This is a genomic window from Pseudomonas entomophila (genome assembly GCF_029193575.1).
GTDB lineage: Bacteria > Pseudomonadota > Gammaproteobacteria > Pseudomonadales > Pseudomonadaceae > Aquipseudomonas > Aquipseudomonas entomophila_G.
In genome coordinates, this window is sequence record NZ_JARGCS010000009.1 from 68,352 (window position 1) to 86,258 (window position 17,907).

At 67.0% G+C, this 17,907-nt stretch carries 11 protein-coding genes; 8 read left to right on the forward strand and 3 right to left on the reverse strand.

Going from position 1 to position 17,907, the window contains the following annotated elements; all coding sequences use genetic code 11:
* Positions 1-124: 124 nt before the first annotated feature.
* The 3 genes from P0Y43_RS03325 to aceE form a co-directional block, all read right to left on the reverse strand.
* On the reverse strand, positions 125-2,818 hold the full coding sequence (locus P0Y43_RS03325) for a putative bifunctional diguanylate cyclase/phosphodiesterase (protein WP_275635882.1): 2,694 nt from the start codon (positions 2,816-2,818) through the stop codon (positions 125-127).
* A gap of 331 nt (positions 2,819-3,149) precedes the next feature.
* Positions 3,150-4,784 (reverse strand): dihydrolipoyllysine-residue acetyltransferase, encoded by a 1,635-nt coding sequence (aceF, locus tag P0Y43_RS03330; RefSeq protein WP_275635883.1) that lies wholly within the window; start codon positions 4,782-4,784, stop codon positions 3,150-3,152.
* A 13-nt stretch (positions 4,785-4,797) separates the two neighbouring features.
* Positions 4,798-7,443, reverse strand: coding sequence for a pyruvate dehydrogenase (acetyl-transferring), homodimeric type (gene aceE, locus P0Y43_RS03335; protein WP_275635884.1), 2,646 nt, complete (start codon positions 7,441-7,443; stop codon positions 4,798-4,800).
* Positions 7,444-7,827: 384 nt separating this feature from the next.
* On the opposite strand from aceE, the gene glnE reads away from it, so the two are divergent.
* The 8 genes from glnE to P0Y43_RS03375 all read left to right on the forward strand — a co-directional run bounded on the left by glnE (position 7,828) and on the right by P0Y43_RS03375 (position 17,902).
* Complete coding sequence (gene glnE, locus P0Y43_RS03340; RefSeq protein WP_275635885.1) at positions 7,828-10,761, forward strand: bifunctional [glutamate--ammonia ligase]-adenylyl-L-tyrosine phosphorylase/[glutamate--ammonia-ligase] adenylyltransferase; 2,934 nt, start codon at positions 7,828-7,830, stop codon at positions 10,759-10,761.
* 180 nt (positions 10,762-10,941) lie between these two features.
* Positions 10,942-11,991 (forward strand): lipopolysaccharide heptosyltransferase II, encoded by a 1,050-nt coding sequence (gene waaF / locus P0Y43_RS03345; protein ID WP_275635886.1) that lies wholly within the window; start codon positions 10,942-10,944, stop codon positions 11,989-11,991.
* A complete protein-coding gene (gene waaC, locus P0Y43_RS03350; protein WP_275635887.1) occupies positions 11,992-13,050 on the forward strand; it encodes a lipopolysaccharide heptosyltransferase I in 1,059 nt (352 codons plus the stop codon). It begins immediately after the preceding gene.
* Positions 13,050-14,174 carry a glycosyltransferase family 4 protein gene (locus tag P0Y43_RS03355; RefSeq protein ID WP_275635888.1) on the forward strand — a complete coding sequence of 375 codons (1,125 nt, stop codon included), beginning with the start codon at positions 13,050-13,052 and terminating at the stop codon, positions 14,172-14,174. The genes waaC and P0Y43_RS03355 overlap by 1 nt, the downstream gene beginning before the upstream one ends.
* Positions 14,171-14,977 (forward strand): lipopolysaccharide core heptose(I) kinase RfaP, encoded by an 807-nt coding sequence (gene rfaP, locus P0Y43_RS03360; protein WP_275635889.1) that lies wholly within the window; start codon positions 14,171-14,173, stop codon positions 14,975-14,977. Before P0Y43_RS03355 ends, rfaP begins: the two co-directional genes overlap by 4 nt.
* Positions 14,977-15,711, forward strand: coding sequence for a lipopolysaccharide kinase InaA family protein (locus tag P0Y43_RS03365; protein ID WP_275635890.1), 735 nt, complete (start codon positions 14,977-14,979; stop codon positions 15,709-15,711). The genes rfaP and P0Y43_RS03365 overlap by 1 nt, the downstream gene beginning before the upstream one ends.
* Positions 15,708-16,460 carry a lipopolysaccharide kinase InaA family protein gene (locus tag P0Y43_RS03370; RefSeq protein ID WP_275635891.1) on the forward strand — a complete coding sequence of 251 codons (753 nt, stop codon included), beginning with the start codon at positions 15,708-15,710 and terminating at the stop codon, positions 16,458-16,460. Before P0Y43_RS03365 ends, P0Y43_RS03370 begins: the two co-directional genes overlap by 4 nt.
* Complete coding sequence (locus tag P0Y43_RS03375) at positions 16,460-17,902, forward strand: lipopolysaccharide kinase InaA family protein (RefSeq protein ID WP_275635892.1); 1,443 nt, start codon at positions 16,460-16,462, stop codon at positions 17,900-17,902. The genes P0Y43_RS03370 and P0Y43_RS03375 overlap by 1 nt, the downstream gene beginning before the upstream one ends.
* Positions 17,903-17,907 lie beyond the last annotated feature (5 nt).

A 17,907-nucleotide genomic window follows, 5' to 3' on the forward strand; every position in this document is an offset into this window, starting at 1 on the left:
TGGCACCTCTGTGGAGTTTGGGTGGGCAGGGCCGGCCTCATCGCGGGGAAGCCGCTCCCCGTGAGCGGGCTTGCCCCGCGATGAGGCCCGAATGCCCCTAGTGTGCCCGAGACCGGCCCAGCTGTCAGGCCAGCGGCCCACGCGGGTAGCGCTTGAGCTTGTCGACCAGCTCGCGCCCGGGGATGGGCCGGTCGAACAGGTAGCCCTGGCCGACGTCGCAGCGGTGCCGGCGCAGGAACGCCAGCTGCTCGGCGGTCTCGATGCCCTCGGCCACCACCTTGAGCTTGAGGTTGTGGGCCATGGCCACCACCGCCGAGGTGATCTCCATGTCGTCCTGGTTGGCCGGGATCTCGTTGATGAAGCTGCGGTCGATCTTGATGATGTCGATGGGAAACTTCTTCAGGTAGCTCAGCGACGAGTAGCCGGTGCCGAAGTCGTCCATGGCCAGGGTCAGGCCCAGGCGCTTGAGGTCGTCGAGCTGGCGGCGGGTGTCCTCGGTGGCTTCCAGCAGCAGGCCTTCGGTCAGTTCCAGTTCCAGCAGGTGCGGCGGCAGGGCTTCTTCCTTGAGGATGGAGCCGATCGAGCTGACCAGCTCCGGGTCGGAGAACTGCTTGGGCGACAGGTTGATGGCCACGTGCAGGTTGCCCATGCCGGCCTCGCGCAGTTCCTGGCTCATGCGGCACGACTGGCGCACCACCCACTTGCCGATGGGGATGATCAACCCGGTTTCCTCGGCCACGCTGATGAACTGGTCCGGGCGGATCATGCCGCGTTCGGGGTGGTTCCAGCGCAGCAGCGCCTCCAGGCCCAGCAGGCGGCCGCTGCGCAGGCACAGCTTGGGCTGGTAGAACACCTCCAGCTCGTTCTGGGTCAGGGCGCGGCGCAGGTTGTTCTCGACGAACAGCTTGTAGCTGGCCTCGGCGTTGAGCACCTCGGTGAACACCTGCACCTGGTGCTTGCCGTTGGCCTTGGCCTTGTGCAGGGCCAGGCCCGCGTTCTTCATCAGGGTCGCCGGGTCGCTGCCGTGCAGCGGGGCGCAGGCCAGGCCCACCGAGGCGGTGACGTTGATCAGCTGGTTGTCGACGAACATCGGTTTGTCGAGGGTGCGCAGCAATTGCAGGGCGACGCCCTGGCCATCTTCCAGGCTGGTGTCGTCGAGCAGCACGGCGAACTCGTTGCTGGCGAAGCGCGCCAGGCTGCCGCCGCTGCTGAGGCTGTTGCGCAGGCGGCGGGCCAGGCTGATCAGCAGCTTGTCGCCGGTCGTGTGGCCGAGGCTGTCGTTGATGCGCTTGAAGTTGTCGATGTCCACCAGCAGCAGGCAGATCGGGCTGTCGCCGTCGCGGGCGAAGCGCTCGTCGAGGCTGCGGATGAACGCCGGGCGGTTGCCCAGGCTGGTCAGGTTGTCGGTGTAGGCCAGGCGCTCGATTCGCTGCTGGGCCAGCTTGCTCTGGGTGATGTCTTCGTAGATGCCGATGTAGTGGGTCAGTTCGCGGTTGTCGCCGTACACCTTGGAAATCGACAACTGGCCCCAGTACGGCTCCAGGCTCTTGCGCCGGCTCTTGAACTCGCCCTGCCAGCTGTTGCCCATGGCCAGGCTCGACGGCGAGTCGAAGAGGATCTCGCTGAGGTTCTCCAGCGCTGGCAGCTCGGCCAGGTGATGGCCCTGGACCTCCTCGGTGCTGTACTGGGTGATCGCCGTGAAACTGGGGTTGACGTACTCCACCACGCCGTCGCGGTTGACCAGCAGGAAGGCGCTGGCGCTTTGCTCGACCGCACGCTGGAACAGGTGCAGGGCGCTGGTGGCGGTGCGTCGGTTATGGTTGGTGATGACCTGGGCGAACTGGTCGGCCAGCTCGCCGGCGAAGGCGATCTCGTCGGACTGCCAGGCCCGCGGCTGGGCGGTCTGCTCCAGGCACAGCACGCCGACCACCTGGCCATCGACGCGGATGCTGGCATCGAGGATGGCGTTGTTGTCGGTGTTGAACAGGCTTTCGGCCATGTCGCGGGTGCGCGGGTCGTGGCTGGCATTGTGCGCGTCGATGGCGCGGCTGGCGTGCAGGGCCTCGAGGTAGTCGGGGAAGCGGCTGGCATCGATCGGCTGCGGCAGGCGGTAGGCCTGTTCGTGCTGGTACCAGGCGCTGATCGGCTCCAGGCGCTGCTCGTTGAGGTGCCAGAGGCTGGCGCAGTCGACCTTGTAGATCTCGCAGGCGCTGCGGGTGATCAGTTCGGCGGCTTCGAGCAGCGAGTTGCTGGCGCTGTAGCGCTGGCGTGCCAGGCGCAGGATGAGGTCCTGCTGGGCATGCACCCGTTCGAGGTGTTCGAGCTGCTCCTGCTGGGCGCGCTGGTTCAACTGCAGGGCCAGTTCCAGGCGGCTGTTACGCGACTCGAGATCGTTTGCGTCGAGTTCCGGGCCGGTGTCTTGCTGGTCGTCGAGGACCGTGAGGTAGCCACGCAGCAGTTGGCGATTGTGCTGCTTGTAGGCTTCGCCGACCTCCAGCAGGCGCAGCGGGCCGCTGGCCGCATGCAGGGTGTAGCGCACCCGGTAGTGGCCGCGCTGGGCCAGTTGCAGCTGGATCTGGTCGTGTTGCTTGTAGCGTGCCTCGGGTTCCATCAGGCTGGCGTAGGGCGAGCCGATCAACGCGCAGAGCTCGGCGGCGGCCAGGCCGAACTGGCGCTCGCAGCCGGGGTCCAGGTAAAGCATCGCCCAGCTGGCCTCGTTCAGCCGCTCGAAACGCAGCATGCCGAGCCGCGAGGGCACGGGTAGCTGCGTCACGACCTCGGCCGCCACTCGGCTGACGGCATCGGGTTGGCTTTTCATCGAAGACTCGCTTGAAGGGGGCGGTTGGCGCGGTTGCCAAGGGTCAGGCGGCGGCGCGTTGAGCAAGGGTGCATCATGTCCCGAGGGCTGGCAAGCGGCCATGTGGGAAGCTTCATGCAGGTTGTCGGCTGGGTGGGGGGAATCTGAAGGTTCCGCACCCCCGTGCAGCGGCGCAACCCCTGTGGGAGCGGGCTGGCCCCGCGATTCGGCCGGAAAACCCAGCACAAAAAACGTGGCAAAAAAAAGCCCCGCCAGAACGTGACGGGGTTGAGGTACGAGCGTGGCAGCTCGAAAAGGGTGCCGCCCCTCCGGGGAGGGGCGGGTTGCCGCCTTACAGCAGCAGGGTGCGGATATCCGCCAGCACGTCGCCCAGGCGCTTGGTGAAGCGCGCGGCGGCGGCGCCGTTGATCACGCGGTGATCGTAGGACAGCGACAGCGGCAGCATCAGCTTCGGCTGGAAGGCCTTGCCATCCCAGACCGGCTGGATGGTCGCCTTCGACACGCCGAGGATCGCCACCTCAGGCGCGTTGACGATCGGCGTGAAGCCGGTGCCGCCAATGTGGCCGAGGCTGGAGATGGTGAAGCAGGCGCCTTGCATCTCGTCCGCCGAGAGCTTCTTGGTGCGGGCCTTCTCAGCCAGCGAAGCGGCTTCGGCGGCCAGCTGCAGCAGGCTCTTCTGGTCGACGTTCTTGATCACTGGGACCAGCAGGCCGTCCGGGGTGTCCACGGCGAAGCCGACGTGCACGTATTTCTTGCGGATGATCGCCTTGCCGCTTGGCGCCAGCGAGCTGTTGAAGTCCGGCAGTTCCTTGAGCAGGAAGGCGCAGGCCTTGAGCAGCAGCGGCAGCACGGTCAGCTTGACGCCAGCCTTCTCGGCGGCGGCTTTCTGCGAAACGCGGAAGGCTTCCAGCTCGGTGATGTCGGCGGAGTCGAACTGGGTCACGTGCGGCACGTTCAGCCAGCTGCGGTGCAGGTTGGTGGCACCGACCTGCATCAGGCGGGTCAGGGCGACTTCTTCCACTTCACCGAACTTGCTGAAGTCCACGGCCGGGATCGGCGGGATGCCGGCGCCACCGGTCGCGCCGGCGGCGGCCGGGGCTTCCTTGGCCTTCTGCATCATGGCCTTGACGTAGACCTGCACGTCTTCTTTCAGGATGCGACCGTGCGGGCCGGTGGCCGCGACGGCGCCCAGGTCGACACCGAATTCACGGGCCAGCTGGCGCACGGCGGGGCCGGCGTGAACCTTGGCGCCGCTGCCGGCGGCCGGCGCGGTGGCGGCTGAGGCGGCAGCCGGGGCAGCGGCAGGCGCGGCAGCCGGAGCGGCCTCAGCCTTGGCCGGAGCCGGGGCGGCAGCGGCCGGAGCCTGCGCGGCGGCAGGCGCGGCGCCAGCAACTTTCAGCTTGAAGATCAGGTCGCCAGTGCCGACTTCATCTTCCAGCTTGCACAGCACTTCTTCGACCACGCCCGCGGCAGGCGACGGGATCTCCATGGAGGCCTTGTCGGACTCCAGGGTGATCAGCGACTGGTCGGCTTCGACGGTGTCGCCGACCTTGACCAGCACTTCGATGATCTTGGCCTTGCCCGACGAGCCGATGTCCGGCACATGGATATCCTGCACGCTGGCGGCAGCAGGGGCTGCGGCCGGCGCTGGGGCGGCTTCGGCCGGCTTTTCAGCGGCGGCGGGTGCGGCAGCCGGGGCGGCGGCGGCCGGCGCCTCGGACGCCGCAGCGGCGCCCTCGACTTCCAGCACCAGCAGCTCGTCGCCTTCTTTCAGGCGGTCGCCCAGCTTGACCTTCAGTTCCTTGATCACGCCGGCTTTCGGGGCCGGGATCTCCATGGAGGCCTTGTCGGACTCCAGGGTCAGCAGGCTCTGGTCGGCCTCGATGCGGTCGCCGACCTTGACGAACAGCTCGATGATTTCACCTTCACCGCTGCCGATGTCAGGTACGCGAATGAGTTCGCTCACTTAAAAATACTCCTCAGCAGTCCAGTGGGTTGCGCTTGTCCGGGTCGATGCCGAACTTGACGATGGCGTCGGCCACCACCTTCGGTTCGATCTCGCCACGGTCAGCCAGGGCTTCCAGCGCAGCCAGCACCACGAAGTGACGGTCGACTTCGAAGAAGTGACGCAGCTTCTTGCGGCTGTCGCTGCGGCCGTAGCCGTCGGTACCCAGGACCTTGAACTCTTTGCTCGGCACCCACTGGCGAATCTGCTCGGCGAACAGCTTCATGTAGTCGGTGGAGGCGATGACCGGACCCTTGCGACCGTTCAGGCACTGCTCGACGTAGGTCTGCTGTGGCTTCTGGCCAGGCTTGAGGCGGTTGGCGCGTTCCACGGCCAGGCCGTCGCGACGCAGTTCGTTGAAGCTGGTGACGCTCCACACGTCGGCACCGACGTTGAACTCTTCACGCAGGATCTTCGCTGCTTCGCGGACTTCGCGCAGGATGGTGCCGGAGCCCATCAGCTGCACGTGGTGCGCGGCTTCGCGGGTGTCTTCTTCGAGCAGGTACATGCCCTTGATGATGCCTTCCTCGACACCGGCCGGCATGGCGGGCTGCTGGTAGGACTCGTTCATCACGGTGATGTAGTAGAAGATGTCCTGTTGCTCTTCGGTCATCTTCTTCATGCCGTCCTGGATGATCACCGCCAGCTCGTAGCCGTAGGTCGGATCGTAGGTGCGGCAGTTCGGGATGGTGCCCGCCATCATGTGGCTGTGGCCGTCTTCGTGCTGCAGGCCTTCACCGTTGAGGGTGGTGCGGCCGGCGGTGCCGCCGATCAGGAAGCCACGGGTGCGGCTGTCGCCAGCGGCCCAGGCCAGGTCGCCTATACGCTGGAAGCCGAACATCGAGTAGAAGATGTAGAACGGCAGCATCGGCTGGTTGTGGCAGCTGTACGAGGTGCCGGCGGCGATGAACGACGACATGGCGCCGGCTTCGTTGATGCCTTCCTCGAGGATCTGGCCCTTCTTGTCCTCGCGGTAGAACATCACCTGGTCCTTGTCGACCGGCTCGTAGAGCTGGCCCACGGACGAGTAGATGCCCAGTTGGCGGAACATGCCTTCCATACCGAAGGTGCGGGCTTCGTCCGGGATGATCGGCACGATGCGCTGGCCGATTTCCTTGTCCTTGACCAGTTGCGCCAGGATGCGCACGAAGGCCATGGTGGTCGAGATTTCGCGGTCGCCCGAGCCATCCAGGATGGCTTTCAGGGTTTCCAGCGGCGGGGTCGGCACGCTGAAGCTCTGCGCGCGGCGCTGCGGCACGAAGCCACCCAGGGCGTTGCGGCGCTCGGCCAGGTACTTGGCTTCGGCGGAGCCTTCTTCAGGCTTGAAGAACGGCAGGTTTTCCAGGTCGGCATCCTTGACCGGGATGTCGAAGCGGTCGCGGAAGTGACGCAGGCTGTCGACGTCGACCTTCTTGGTGTTGTGCGCGGTGTTCTTGGCTTCGCCAGCACCGGTGCCGTAACCCTTGATGGTCTTGGCCAGGATGACGGTCGGCTGGTCCTTGTGGTTGACCGCCTGGTGGTAGGCCGCATAGACCTTGTACGGGTCGTGGCCGCCACGGTTGAGCTTCCAGATCTCGTCGTCGGACAGGTCTTCGACCATGGCCTTGAGCTCTGGGGTGTTGAAGAAGTTCTCACGGACGTACGCGCCGTCCTTGGCCTTGTAGTTCTGGTACTCGCCGTCGATGACTTCGTCCATGCGACGCTGCAGGGCGCCGTTGGTGTCCTTGGCGAACAGTGGGTCCCAGAAACGACCCCAGACCACTTTGTTGACGTTCCAGCCGCCGCCACGGAACACGCCTTCGAGTTCCTGGATGATCTTGCCGTTGCCGCGAACCGGGCCGTCGAGACGCTGCAGGTTGCAGTTGATGACGAAGATCAGGTTGTCCAGCTTCTCGCGGCCAGCCAGGGCGATGGCGCCCAGGGATTCCGGCTCGTCGCACTCGCCGTCGCCCATGAAGCACCAGACCTTCTGCTTGCCGGCCGGGATGAAGCCACGGGCTTCCAGGTACTTCATGAAGCGCGCCTGGTAGATCGCCTGGATCGGGCCCAGGCCCATCGAGACGGTCGGGAACTGCCAGAAATCAGGCATCAGCCACGGGTGCGGGTACGAAGACAGGCCGTTGCCGTCGACTTCCTGACGGAAGTTGTTCATCTGCTCTTCGCTGATGCGGCCTTCCATGAAGGCGCGGGCGTAGACGCCTGGCGAGGCGTGGCCCTGGTAGAAGATCAGGTCGCCGCCGTGCTCTTCGGTCGGGGCCTGGAAGAAGTAGTTGAAGCCGATGTCGTACAGCGTGGCGCTGGAGGCGAAGCTCGAGATGTGTCCGCCCAGGTCCGAGTCTTTCAGGTTGGTGCGCATGACCATGGCCAGGGCGTTCCAACGCACCATCGAGCGAATGCGGCGTTCCATGAACAGGTCGCCAGGCATGCGTGCTTCGTGGGTGACAGGGATGGTGTTGCGGTATGGCGTGGTGATGGCATACGGCAGCTGCGAACCACTACGGGTGGCCAGCTCGCCCATGCGGGTCATCAGGTAATGAGCGCGGTCTTCGCCTTCTTTGTCGAGGACCGACTCCAGGGCATCCAGCCATTCCTGGGTTTCGACGGGATCGAGGTCTTGCATGGCTTGCTCCAGGGCGGAAAGGCAACCAGAATCGGAAGCCTGAGTTTGCGACTGGCCTTTTGGGCAGACGTCGTGAATTCTTGGATTAGCCGGACAGTGATCCGGCGCCGTGTAGTTTTACTACAAATGGTTCGGCATTTCATGCTTTTGCACTGAAGGGGTAGTAGTAAAACTACAGAAAACCGGCTTTTGGCCGCCGTTCAGTTTGTGGAGAAAAACGTTCCTGTGGGTTGGTACTGTGCTTGCGTCGGGTGAACCTTGATGTTTCTTGCCAATGATTCGCGTTTTTCAGCTATTTCCAACTTTTGTATGACAGTCCAACCGTGGTCCGGCCCTCTCTCGACCACCCATCCCCCTCTCTTTCACGCCGATCAAGGATAGACCATGCGCTTGCCTTTGCCGCTCGATCTGCCTGCCTCCCTGCAACCGCTGGTCGCCCGTAACCGACAGAGCCTGCGCGATGCCCTGGCCAGCCACCCGGGCCTGGACCCGGACGCCTGGAGCGCGGCGCACCGCTTGCAGTTCGACCAGGTGGCCGCGGCCAGCGAGTTCGTCCTCGACCAGGCCCAGCGCGAACCGGCGACGCTGTTCGAGCTGATCGCTTCGGGCGAGCTCGACCAGCCGTTCGCCCCCGGCCAGATGCGCGCGCGTATCAAGGCAGCCGCCGACGCCGCCCAGGGCGAGGACGAACTGGCGCGCAACCTGCGCCGCGCGCGCAACCGTCAGCAGCTGCGCATCATCTGGCGCGACGTCACCCGCCAGGCGGCGCTGGGCGAGACTTGCCGCGACCTGTCCGACCTCGCCGACGCCTGCATCGACGAAGCCTATCAATGGCTGTACCCGCGCCATTGCCAGCAGTTCGGCACGCCGATCGGCAACCGCAGCGGGCAGCCGCAGCACATGGTGGTGCTGGGCATGGGCAAGCTCGGCGCGGTTGAGCTGAACCTGTCCTCGGACATCGACCTGATCTTCGCCTTCCCGGAGGGCGGCGAGACCGAAGGGGTCAAGCGCTCGCTGGACAACCAGGAGTTCTTCACCCGCCTGGGCCAGCGGCTGATCAAGGCGCTCGACCCTGTCACCGTCGACGGCTTCGTGTTTCGCGTCGACATGCGCCTGCGCCCTTATGGCTCTGCCGGCGCGCTGGTGCTCTCGTTCAACGCCCTGGAGCAGTACTACCAGGACCAGGGCCGCGACTGGGAGCGCTACGCGATGATCAAGGCGCGGGTGGTGGCGGGCGACCAAGTGGCCGGGGCGCAGTTGCAGGAGATGCTGCGCCCGTTCGTCTACCGCCGCTACCTGGACTTCTCCGCCATCGAGGCGCTGCGCACCATGAAGCAGCTGATCCAGCAGGAGGTGCGGCGCAAGGGCATGGCCGAGAACATCAAGCTCGGCGCGGGCGGCATCCGCGAGGTCGAGTTCATCGCCCAGGCCTTCCAGCTGATCCACGGCGGGCGCGACCTGAGCCTGCAACAGCGGCCCTTGCTCAAGGTGCTGGCCACCCTCGAAGGCCAGGGCTACCTGCCGCCGGCAGTGGTCGGTGAGCTGCGCGAAGGGTATGAGTTCCTGCGATACACCGAGCACGCCATCCAGGCCATCGCCGACCGCCAGACCCAGATGCTGCCGGACGGCGAGCAGGACCGCGCACGGGTCGCCTACATGCTTGGCTTCGCCGACTGGCAGGCGTTCCACGACCAGTTGATGCAGTGGCGTGGGCGCGTCGACTGGCACTTTCGCCAGGTGATCGCCGACCCGGATGAAGAGGAGGGCGAGGGCGAACTGGTGGTCGGCGGCGAGTGGTCGCCGCTGTGGGAGCAGGCCCAGGACGAGGATGCCGCCAGCCGCCAGCTCGAACAGGCCGGTTTCAAGCAGCCCGCCGAGGCCCTGCGGCGCCTGGCATCGCTGCGCGCCAGCCCGGCGCTGCGTTCGATGCAGCGCATCGGCCGCGAGCGCCTGGACGCCTTCATCCCGCGCCTGCTGGCCCAGGCGGTGGAGCACGACGACCCCGACCTGGTGCTGGAACGCGTGCTGCCGCTGGTCGAGGCCGTGGCGCGGCGTTCCGCCTACCTGGTGTTGTTGACCGAAAACCCCGGCGCCCTGCGCCGTCTGCTGACCCTGTGCGCGGCCAGCCCGTGGATCGCCGAGCAGATCGCCCGCTACCCGCTGTTGCTCGACGAGCTGCTAAACGAGGGCCGGTTGTTCAGCCCGCCGCTGGCGCCGGAGCTGGTCTCTGAGCTGCGCGAGCGGCTGACGCGCATCCCCGAGGACGACCTGGAGCAGCAGATGGAGGCCCTGCGCCACTTCAAGCTGGCCCACAGCCTGCGCGTGGCGGCCTCGGAAATCAGCGGCAACCTGCCGTTGATGAAGGTCAGCGACTACCTCACCTGGCTCGCCGAGGCGATCCTCGACCAGGTGCTGGCCCTGGCCTGGCGCCAGACCGTCGCCCGCCACGGCCAGCCCAAGCGCAGCGACGGCAGCCTGTGCGACCCGGGCTTCATCATCGTCGGCTACGGCAAGGTCGGCGGCCTCGAACTGGGCCACGGCTCGGACCTGGACCTGGTGTTCATCCACGATGGCGACGCGCACGCCGAAACCGACGGCGCCAAACCCATCGACAGTGCGCAGTTCTTCACCCGCCTGGGCCAGCGCATCATTCATTTGCTGACCACCCAGACCAACTCCGGCCAGCTCTACGATGTCGACATGCGCTTGCGCCCCTCCGGCGCCTCGGGGCTGCTGGTGAGTTCGGTCGGCGCCTTCGAGCGCTACCAGCAGAACGAAGCCTGGACCTGGGAGCACCAGGCCCTGGTGCGCGCCCGCGTGCTGGTGGGCTGCAAGCAGGTGGCGGCGGCCTTCGAAGACGTGCGCGCGCGGGTGCTCGGCCAGCCCCGCGACCTGGAAAAACTGCGCGTCGAAGTCAGCGAGATGCGCGCCAAGATGCGCGACAACCTGGGCAGCAAGGGTACCGCCGCAGGCACCGCCGGCAACGCCTTCGACGCCGGCCAGCCGTTCGATATCAAGCAGGATGCCGGCGGTATCGTGGATATCGAATTTATGGTGCAATACGCCGCTTTGGCCTGGTCCCACGACCACCCGGCGATCCTGCGCTGGACCGACAACATCCGCATCCTCGAAGAGCTCGAGCAGGCCGGCCTGATGCCCGCCGCCGATGCCGTGCTGCTGCGCGAGGTGTACAAGGCCTTCCGTTCGGCCTCGCACCGCCAGGCCTTGCAGAAGCAGGCCGGGGTCATCGATGCCGGGCAGTTCGTGGACGAGCGCCGGGAGGTGCGGCGGATCTGGGGGCAGCTCGGTTTGAGCTGAGTGGTACACTGTCCGCCACATAGCCTGAATATAAAGAGGGGAGGCCGCTCGCTCCGGCCCTCACCGAACCCTGTAGGAGCGGGCTTGCCCCGCGAGGGCGTCAGCAGGACCAACCCCGTTGCCCGTGCCGACGCCCTCGCGGGGCAAGCCCGCTCCTACAGCAGCGTTTCTGGATAAAGCATGAGAATACTGATCATTGGCCCCAGCTGGGTCGGCGACATGGTGATGGCGCAGACCCTGTTCCAGTGCCTGAAGCAGCAGCACCCCGAATGCGTGATCGACGTGCTGGCCCCCGAATGGAGCCGGCCGATACTCGAACGCATGCCCGAGGTACGCCAGGCCTTGAGCTTTCCGCTCGGCCACGGCGCCCTGGAGCTGGCCACGCGCCGGCGCATCGGCAAATCGCTCGCCGGGCAGTACGACCAGGCGATCCTGCTGCCCAACTCGCTCAAGTCGGCGCTGGTGCCGTATTTCGCCGGCATCCCCAAGCGCACCGGCTGGCGCGGCGAGATGCGCTACTTCCTGCTCAACGACGTGCGCACCCTCGACAAGACGCGCTACCCGCTGATGATCGAGCGCTTCATGGCCCTGGCCTATGCGCCGGGTGCCGCGCTGCCGCAACCCTACCCACGCCCCTCGCTGCAGATCGAAGCCCAGAGCCGCGAGGCCGCGCTGGCCAAGTTCGGCCTGGCGCTCGACCGCCCGGTGCTGGCGCTGTGCCCGGGCGCGGAGTTCGGCGAGGCCAAGCGCTGGCCCGCCGAGCACTACGCCCAGGTCGCCGATGCGCTGATTCGCCAGGGCTGGCAGGTATGGTTGTTCGGCTCGAAGAACGACCACCCGGTGGGTGAGCAGATCCGCGACCGGCTGATCCCGGGGTTGCGTGAGGAGTCCAGCAACCTGGCCGGGGAAACCTCGTTGGCCGAGGCCATCGACTTGATGTCCTGCGCCGATGCGGTGGTGTCCAACGACTCCGGCCTGATGCACGTGGCCGCCGCGCTGAACCGCCCGCTGGTGGCGGTGTACGGCTCGACCTCGCCGGGCTTCACCCCGCCGCTGGCCGAGCGGGTCGAGGTGGTGCGCACCGGCATCGAATGCAGCCCGTGCTTCGAGCGCACCTGCCGCTTCGGCCACTACAACTGCCTGCGCCTGCTGGAACCCGAGGCGGTGATCGCCGCGCTCACGCGCCTGGGCGGGCCGAACCTGATCGATGTCATGGCCGAGGTCGACTAAGTGCGGGTACTGATCATCAAGACCTCGTCCCTGGGCGATGTGATCCACACCCTGCCGGCGCTGACCGACGCCGCCCACGCCATCCCCGGCATCCGCTTCGACTGGGTGGTGGAGGAGGGCTTCGCCGAGATCCCCACCTGGCACCCCGCGGTCGACCAGGTGATTCCGGTGGCCATCCGCCGCTGGCGCAAGAACCTCTGGCAGACCTTCAAGAGCGGCGAGTTCAAGGCCTTCAAGCAACGCCTGCGCGAGCGCAAGTACGACCTGGTGATCGACGCCCAGGGCCTGGTCAAGTCGGCTTGGCTGACCCGCTACGTCAAGGCGCCGGTGGCCGGGCTCGACCGTTATTCGGCGCGTGAGGGATGGGCCAGCCGCTTCTATGACCGGCGCCTGTCGGTCGCCGTCGGCCAGCACGCCGTGGAGCGGGTGCGCCAGCTGTTCGCCCTGGCCCTGGCCTATGACCTGCCCGAGGGCATCGGCGACTACGGCCTGGACCTCGCCCGCCTGGAGCTGCCGCCGGTGGCGCCCTACGTGGTGTTCCTGCACGGCACCACCTGGGCCACCAAGCACTGGCCCGAGGCCTACTGGCGTGAGCTGGCCGAGCGCATGGGCCGGCGCAAGCTGCAGGTGCTGCTGCCTTGGGGCAACCCGGCGGAGAAGGCCCGCGCCGAACGCATCGCCCAAGGCTTGAACCATTGCAAGGTGCTTCCCAAATTGAACCTCGCAGGGGTTGCGCGCATTCTCGCCGCGGCCAAGGCCTGCGTGGCGGTGGACACTGGCCTCGGCCACTTGGCCGCGGCCCTCGACGTGCCGACCATCTCGCTGTTCGGCCCGACCAACCCCGGCCTGACCGGCGCCTACGGACGCGCCCAGATTCACCAGGCCAGCAACTTCCCCTGCGCGCCGTGCCTGCAGAAGAAGTGCACCTACAAACCGAGCGCCGAGGACCTGCGCCGGTTCGATCTCAAACGCGAGTGGCCTCTGTGCTTCACTCGCCTGAATCCCGAGCATGTGGCGGGCCGCTTGAGCGCGCTGCTGCTGGCTGAGGATGTTCGTTGATGCAACTGGCTTTCGTGCTTTACAAGTATTTTCCCTTCGGCGGGCTGCAGCGCGACTTCATGCGCATCGCGCTGGAGTGCCAGCAGCGCGGCCACCAGATCCGTGTGTACACGCTGATCTGGGAAGGCGACGTGCCGCCGGGCTTCGAGGTGCGGGTGGCGCCGGTCAAGGCGCTGTTCAACCACCGCCGCAACGAGAAGCTCAGCGCCTGGATGGCCGCCGACCTGGCCAAGCGCCCGGTCGACCGCCTGATCGGCTTCAACAAGATGCCCGGGCTGGACGTGTACTACGCCGCCGACGGCTGCTTCGAAGACAAGGCCCAGACCCTGCGCGGCGGCCTGTACCGCCGCTGGGGCCGCTACCGGCACTTCGCCGAGTACGAGCGGGCGGTGTTCGCCAAGGACGCTGCCACCGAGATTCTGATGATCTCCGAGGTGCAGCAGCCGCTGTTCATCAAGCATTACGGCACCCCCGAGGCGCGCTTCCACCTGCTGCCGCCGGGCATCTCCCACGACCGCCGCGCGCCGGCCAACGCCGCCGAGATCCGCGCCGGTTTCCGCGAGGAATTCGGCCTGGGCGACGACGAGCTGCTGCTGGTGCAGATCGGCTCGGGCTTCAAGACCAAGGGCGTCGACCGCAGTCTCAAGGCCCTGGCCGCGCTGCCCTCGGCGCTGCGCAAGCGCACCCGGCTGATGGTCATCGGCCAGGACGACCCCAAGGTGTTCCAGCTGCAAAGCGCGGCCCTGGGCCTGGGCGAGCAGGTGCAGTTCCTCAAGGGCCGCAGTGACATCCCGCGCTTCCTGCTGGGCGCCGACCTGCTGATCCACCCGGCCTACAACGAGAACACCGGCACCGTGCTGCTGGAGGCCCTGGTGGCCGGCCTGCCGGTGCTGGTGTCGAAGGTCTGCGGCTACGCCCACTACATCGCCGAGGCCGACAGCGGCCTGGTGCTGGACGAGCCGTTCGAGCAAGAGCAGCTCAACACCTACCTGCAACGCATGCTCGAAGACGCCCCGGCCCGCGCGACCTGGAGCCGCAACGGCCTGGCCTTCGCCGCAAGCGCCGACCTGTACAGCATGCCGCAGCACGCCGCCGACGTGATCCTCGGCCAGGGGGCCGCATGACCGTGATATTGGCCGAGCCGTTCAAGCGCCTGTGGGCCGGGCGCGACCCCTTCGAGGCCGTGGAGGCCCTGCAGGGCGAGGTGTACCGCGAGCTGGAAGGCCGCCGGACGTTGCGCACCGAGGTCGAGGGCGCGGGGTATTTCGTCAAGATCCACCGCGGCATCGGCTGGGGCGAGATCTTCAAGAACCTGTTCAGCGCCAAGCTGCCGGTGCTCGGTGCCGGCCAGGAGTGGCAGGCCATCCAGCGCCTGCACGAGGTGGGGGTGCCGACCATGACCGCCGTGGCCTACGGCGAGCGCGGCAGCAACCCGGCGACCCAGCATTCGTTCATCGTCACCGAGGAACTGGCGCCGACCGTCAGCCTGGAAGACTTCAGCCTCGACTGGCTGCGCCAGCCGCCCGAGCCGCGTCTCAAGCGCGCGCTGATCGCTGAAGTGGCGAAGATGACCGGCGGCATGCACCGCGCCGGGGTCAACCACCGTGACTGCTACATCTGCCACTTCCTGCTGCACACCGACCGCCCGGTGACGCCCGAAGACCTGAAACTGTCGGTCATCGACCTGCACCGCGCGCAAACCCGGGCGAAGATCACCCGCCGCTGGCGCGACAAGGACCTGGCCGCGCTGTACTTCTCGGCGCTGGACATCGGCCTGACCCGCCGCGACAAGCTGCGGTTCCTGCGCGGTTACTTCCAGCAGCCGCTGCGCCAGGTCCTCACCGAGGAAGCCGCGCTGCTCGCCTGGCTCGAACGCAAGGCGCAGAAACTCTACGATCGCAAGCAACGCTATGGGGATGCGCTCTGATGGCGGGTTGGACACTGGCGCCGGGTTACCAGCAACTGGCGGCGGAATTTGGCAGTATCGACGCGGTGTTCGCCATTGAAGGCGAGCGCCTGACCCACGACCCACTCAGTGAGGTGGTGCGCATCGAGCGCGACGGGGTCAACTACTACGTCAAGCGCTACACCGGCGCCGGCAAGCACATGCGCCGCTTCCTCGGCAGGCCGCGGATCAAGGCCGAATGGCAGAACCTCAAGCAGTTCGCCAAGTGGGGCATCCCCACCGCCGAAGTGGTGGCCTGGGGCCTGGAGCGCAATGGCCTGGCCTTTGGCCGCGGGGCGATGATCACCCGTGAGCTGCCGCGCACCGAGGACCTCTCGGAGCTGGCCCGGCGCGATGACCCGCGCCTGGCCGACCGCCGCTGGGTCGACCATGTCAGCCGCCAACTGGCGCGGCACACGCGGGTGATGCACGATCACCACTTCGCCCACAACGACCTGAAATGGCGCAACCTGCTGGTCGACGACCAGGGCACGCTATTCTTCATCGATTGCCCCACCGGCGACTTCTGGCGCGGCTTCATGCTGCGCCACCGGGTGATCAAGGACCTGGCGTGCCTGGACAAGGTCGCCAAATACCACCTGTCGGCAACCCAGCGCCTGCGCTTCTACCTGCAGTACCGCGGGCATGCGCGGCTCAATGCCAAGGACAAGCAACGGGTGCGCCAGGTGGTGAGCTTTTTCGAGGGAAGGGAATGACCGACTACCTGGCCAGTGCCGACCATGCGCTGCTCAAGCGCCACGGCCTGAACGACTTCGAGGCGTTGTGGGCGTTGCAGCTCGACGCGGTGGACGAACCCAACACCGGGCGCGGCGGCTGGAGCAGCGTGTTCCGCCTGGAGCTGGAGGGCAAGGGCTACTACCTCAAGCGCCAGAGCGACTACCTCACGCGCACACTGCACCGGCCGTTCGGCGAGCCGACCTTCGCCCGCGAGTTTCGCAACATCAGCCGCTACCAGAAGCTCAGCATCCCGGCCTTGCAGGCGGTGTTCTACGGCGAGCGCAAGCAGGGCGGCCAGCACCGGGCGATCCTCATGACCCGTGCGCTGGACGACTGGAGCGACCTCGACGGCCTGCTGGCGCAATGGCCGCAGCTGGAGGCCGCGCAGCGCCAGGGTATCCTCCAGGCCTGCGGCCAGCTGGCGCGTACCCTGCACGCCGCTGGCCAGGTGCATGGCTGCTTCTACCCCAAGCACATCTTCCTGCGCGAGCGCCGCGAAGGCTGGCAGGCGCAGTTGATCGACCTGGAGAAAACCCGCCCGCTGCTGTTCGGCATGCGCGACCGCCTCAAGGACCTCGAGCCGCTGCTGCGCCGTGCCCGCGCCTGGAGCGAGGCCGACGTGCGCGGCCTGCTCGCCGCCTACCTGGAGCAACCCGCCGACAGCGCGTTGGTCGGCACTTGGCTGCAACGCCTGACGCAACGCCGTCGTGAAAAAGAGGCCCGCTGATGCGTTTGTCTGAACTCAAGGACGCCGGGCGCAGCCCGTCGTTGCCCCTCACCGTGACCCTGGCCGACGCCGCCGGCAGTGCCGAGCTGCAATTGCTCAGCCTGCTGCGCGTGCTGCCGGGCCAGCGCTACGTCGGTGCTGGTGTCTGGCGCGGCACGCCCGTGCTGGCCAAGCTGCTGGTCGGCGGCAGTGCCGCGCGGCACTTCCAGCGGGAGCTGGACGGCGTGCGCCTGATAGCCGCGCAAGGCCTGACCACCCCGCAGCTGCTGGCCGACGGCCTGAAGGAAGGCGAGGGCGGCTGGTTGCTGTTCGAGTTCCTGGAAAACGCCGAGAGCCTGGGTGACGCCTGGGCGGCGGTGGAGCACCTGCCGTTGCTCGCCGACGAGCAGCAGGCGGTGCTCGGTGAGGCCCTCACCGCCGTGGCGCGGATGCACGCCAAGGGCCTGTGGCAGGAAGACCTGCACCTGGACAACCTGCTGCGCCACGGCGGCCAGCTGTACCTGATCGACGGCGCCGGCATCAAGGCCGAGGCCCCGGGCCAGCAGCTGTCGCGCCAGCGCGTGCTGGAGAACCTCGGGGTGTTCTTCGCCCAATTGCCCAAGCGCCTGGAGCCGTTCATCGAAGAGCTGCTGTTGCACTACCTGATGGCCAACGCCGAACACGCGTTGCCGCTGGAAGCCCTGCAGAAGCAGGTGGACAAGGTGCGCGCCTGGCGCCAGAAGGACTACCTGGAGAAGGCCGGGCGCGACTGCACGCTGTTCAGCGTCGAGCGCAGCCTCTCGGGCTTGCGGGCGATCCGCCGTGGCGAGGTCGAGGCGCTGGCGCCGGTGCTGGCCCAGGCCGATGCGCTGATCGACCAGGGCCACCTGTACAAGACCGGTGGCGCGGCCAGTGTGGCGCGGGTCGAGGTGGGCGGCCGCCGCTTGGTGCTCAAGCGCTACAACATCAAGAGCACCGCGCACTGGTTCAAGCGTTTCTGGCGCCCGAGCCGGGCCTGGCATTCGTGGATCGAGGGGCATCGCCTGGAGTTCCTCGGCATCGCCACGCCGCGCCCACTGGCGGTATTGGAGCAGCGGGTGATGGGGTTGCGCAGCACGGCGTACCTGGTCACCGAGTATGCCGATGGGCCGGACCTGACGGCCTGCTTCGCGCCGCATGTGCAGAGCGGCGAGGCGCCGCAGGAGCAGGTTGAGGCGCTGGTGCAACTGATGCAGCGGTTGATCCAGGCGCGTATCAGCCATGGTGATTTCAAGGGGCACAACCTGTTCTGGCAGGGCGGGGAGTGGTCGCTGATCGACCTCGATGCCATGTGCCAGCACGCGACCCAGCTGAGTTTCGCGCCGGCCTATGCCCGGGATAGGGCGCGCTTGCTGCGCAACTGGCCGAGTGGCAGTGCGCTGCATCGGCGGTTGGACGAGGTGTTGCCGCGGCTGGCGGATTGACGCGG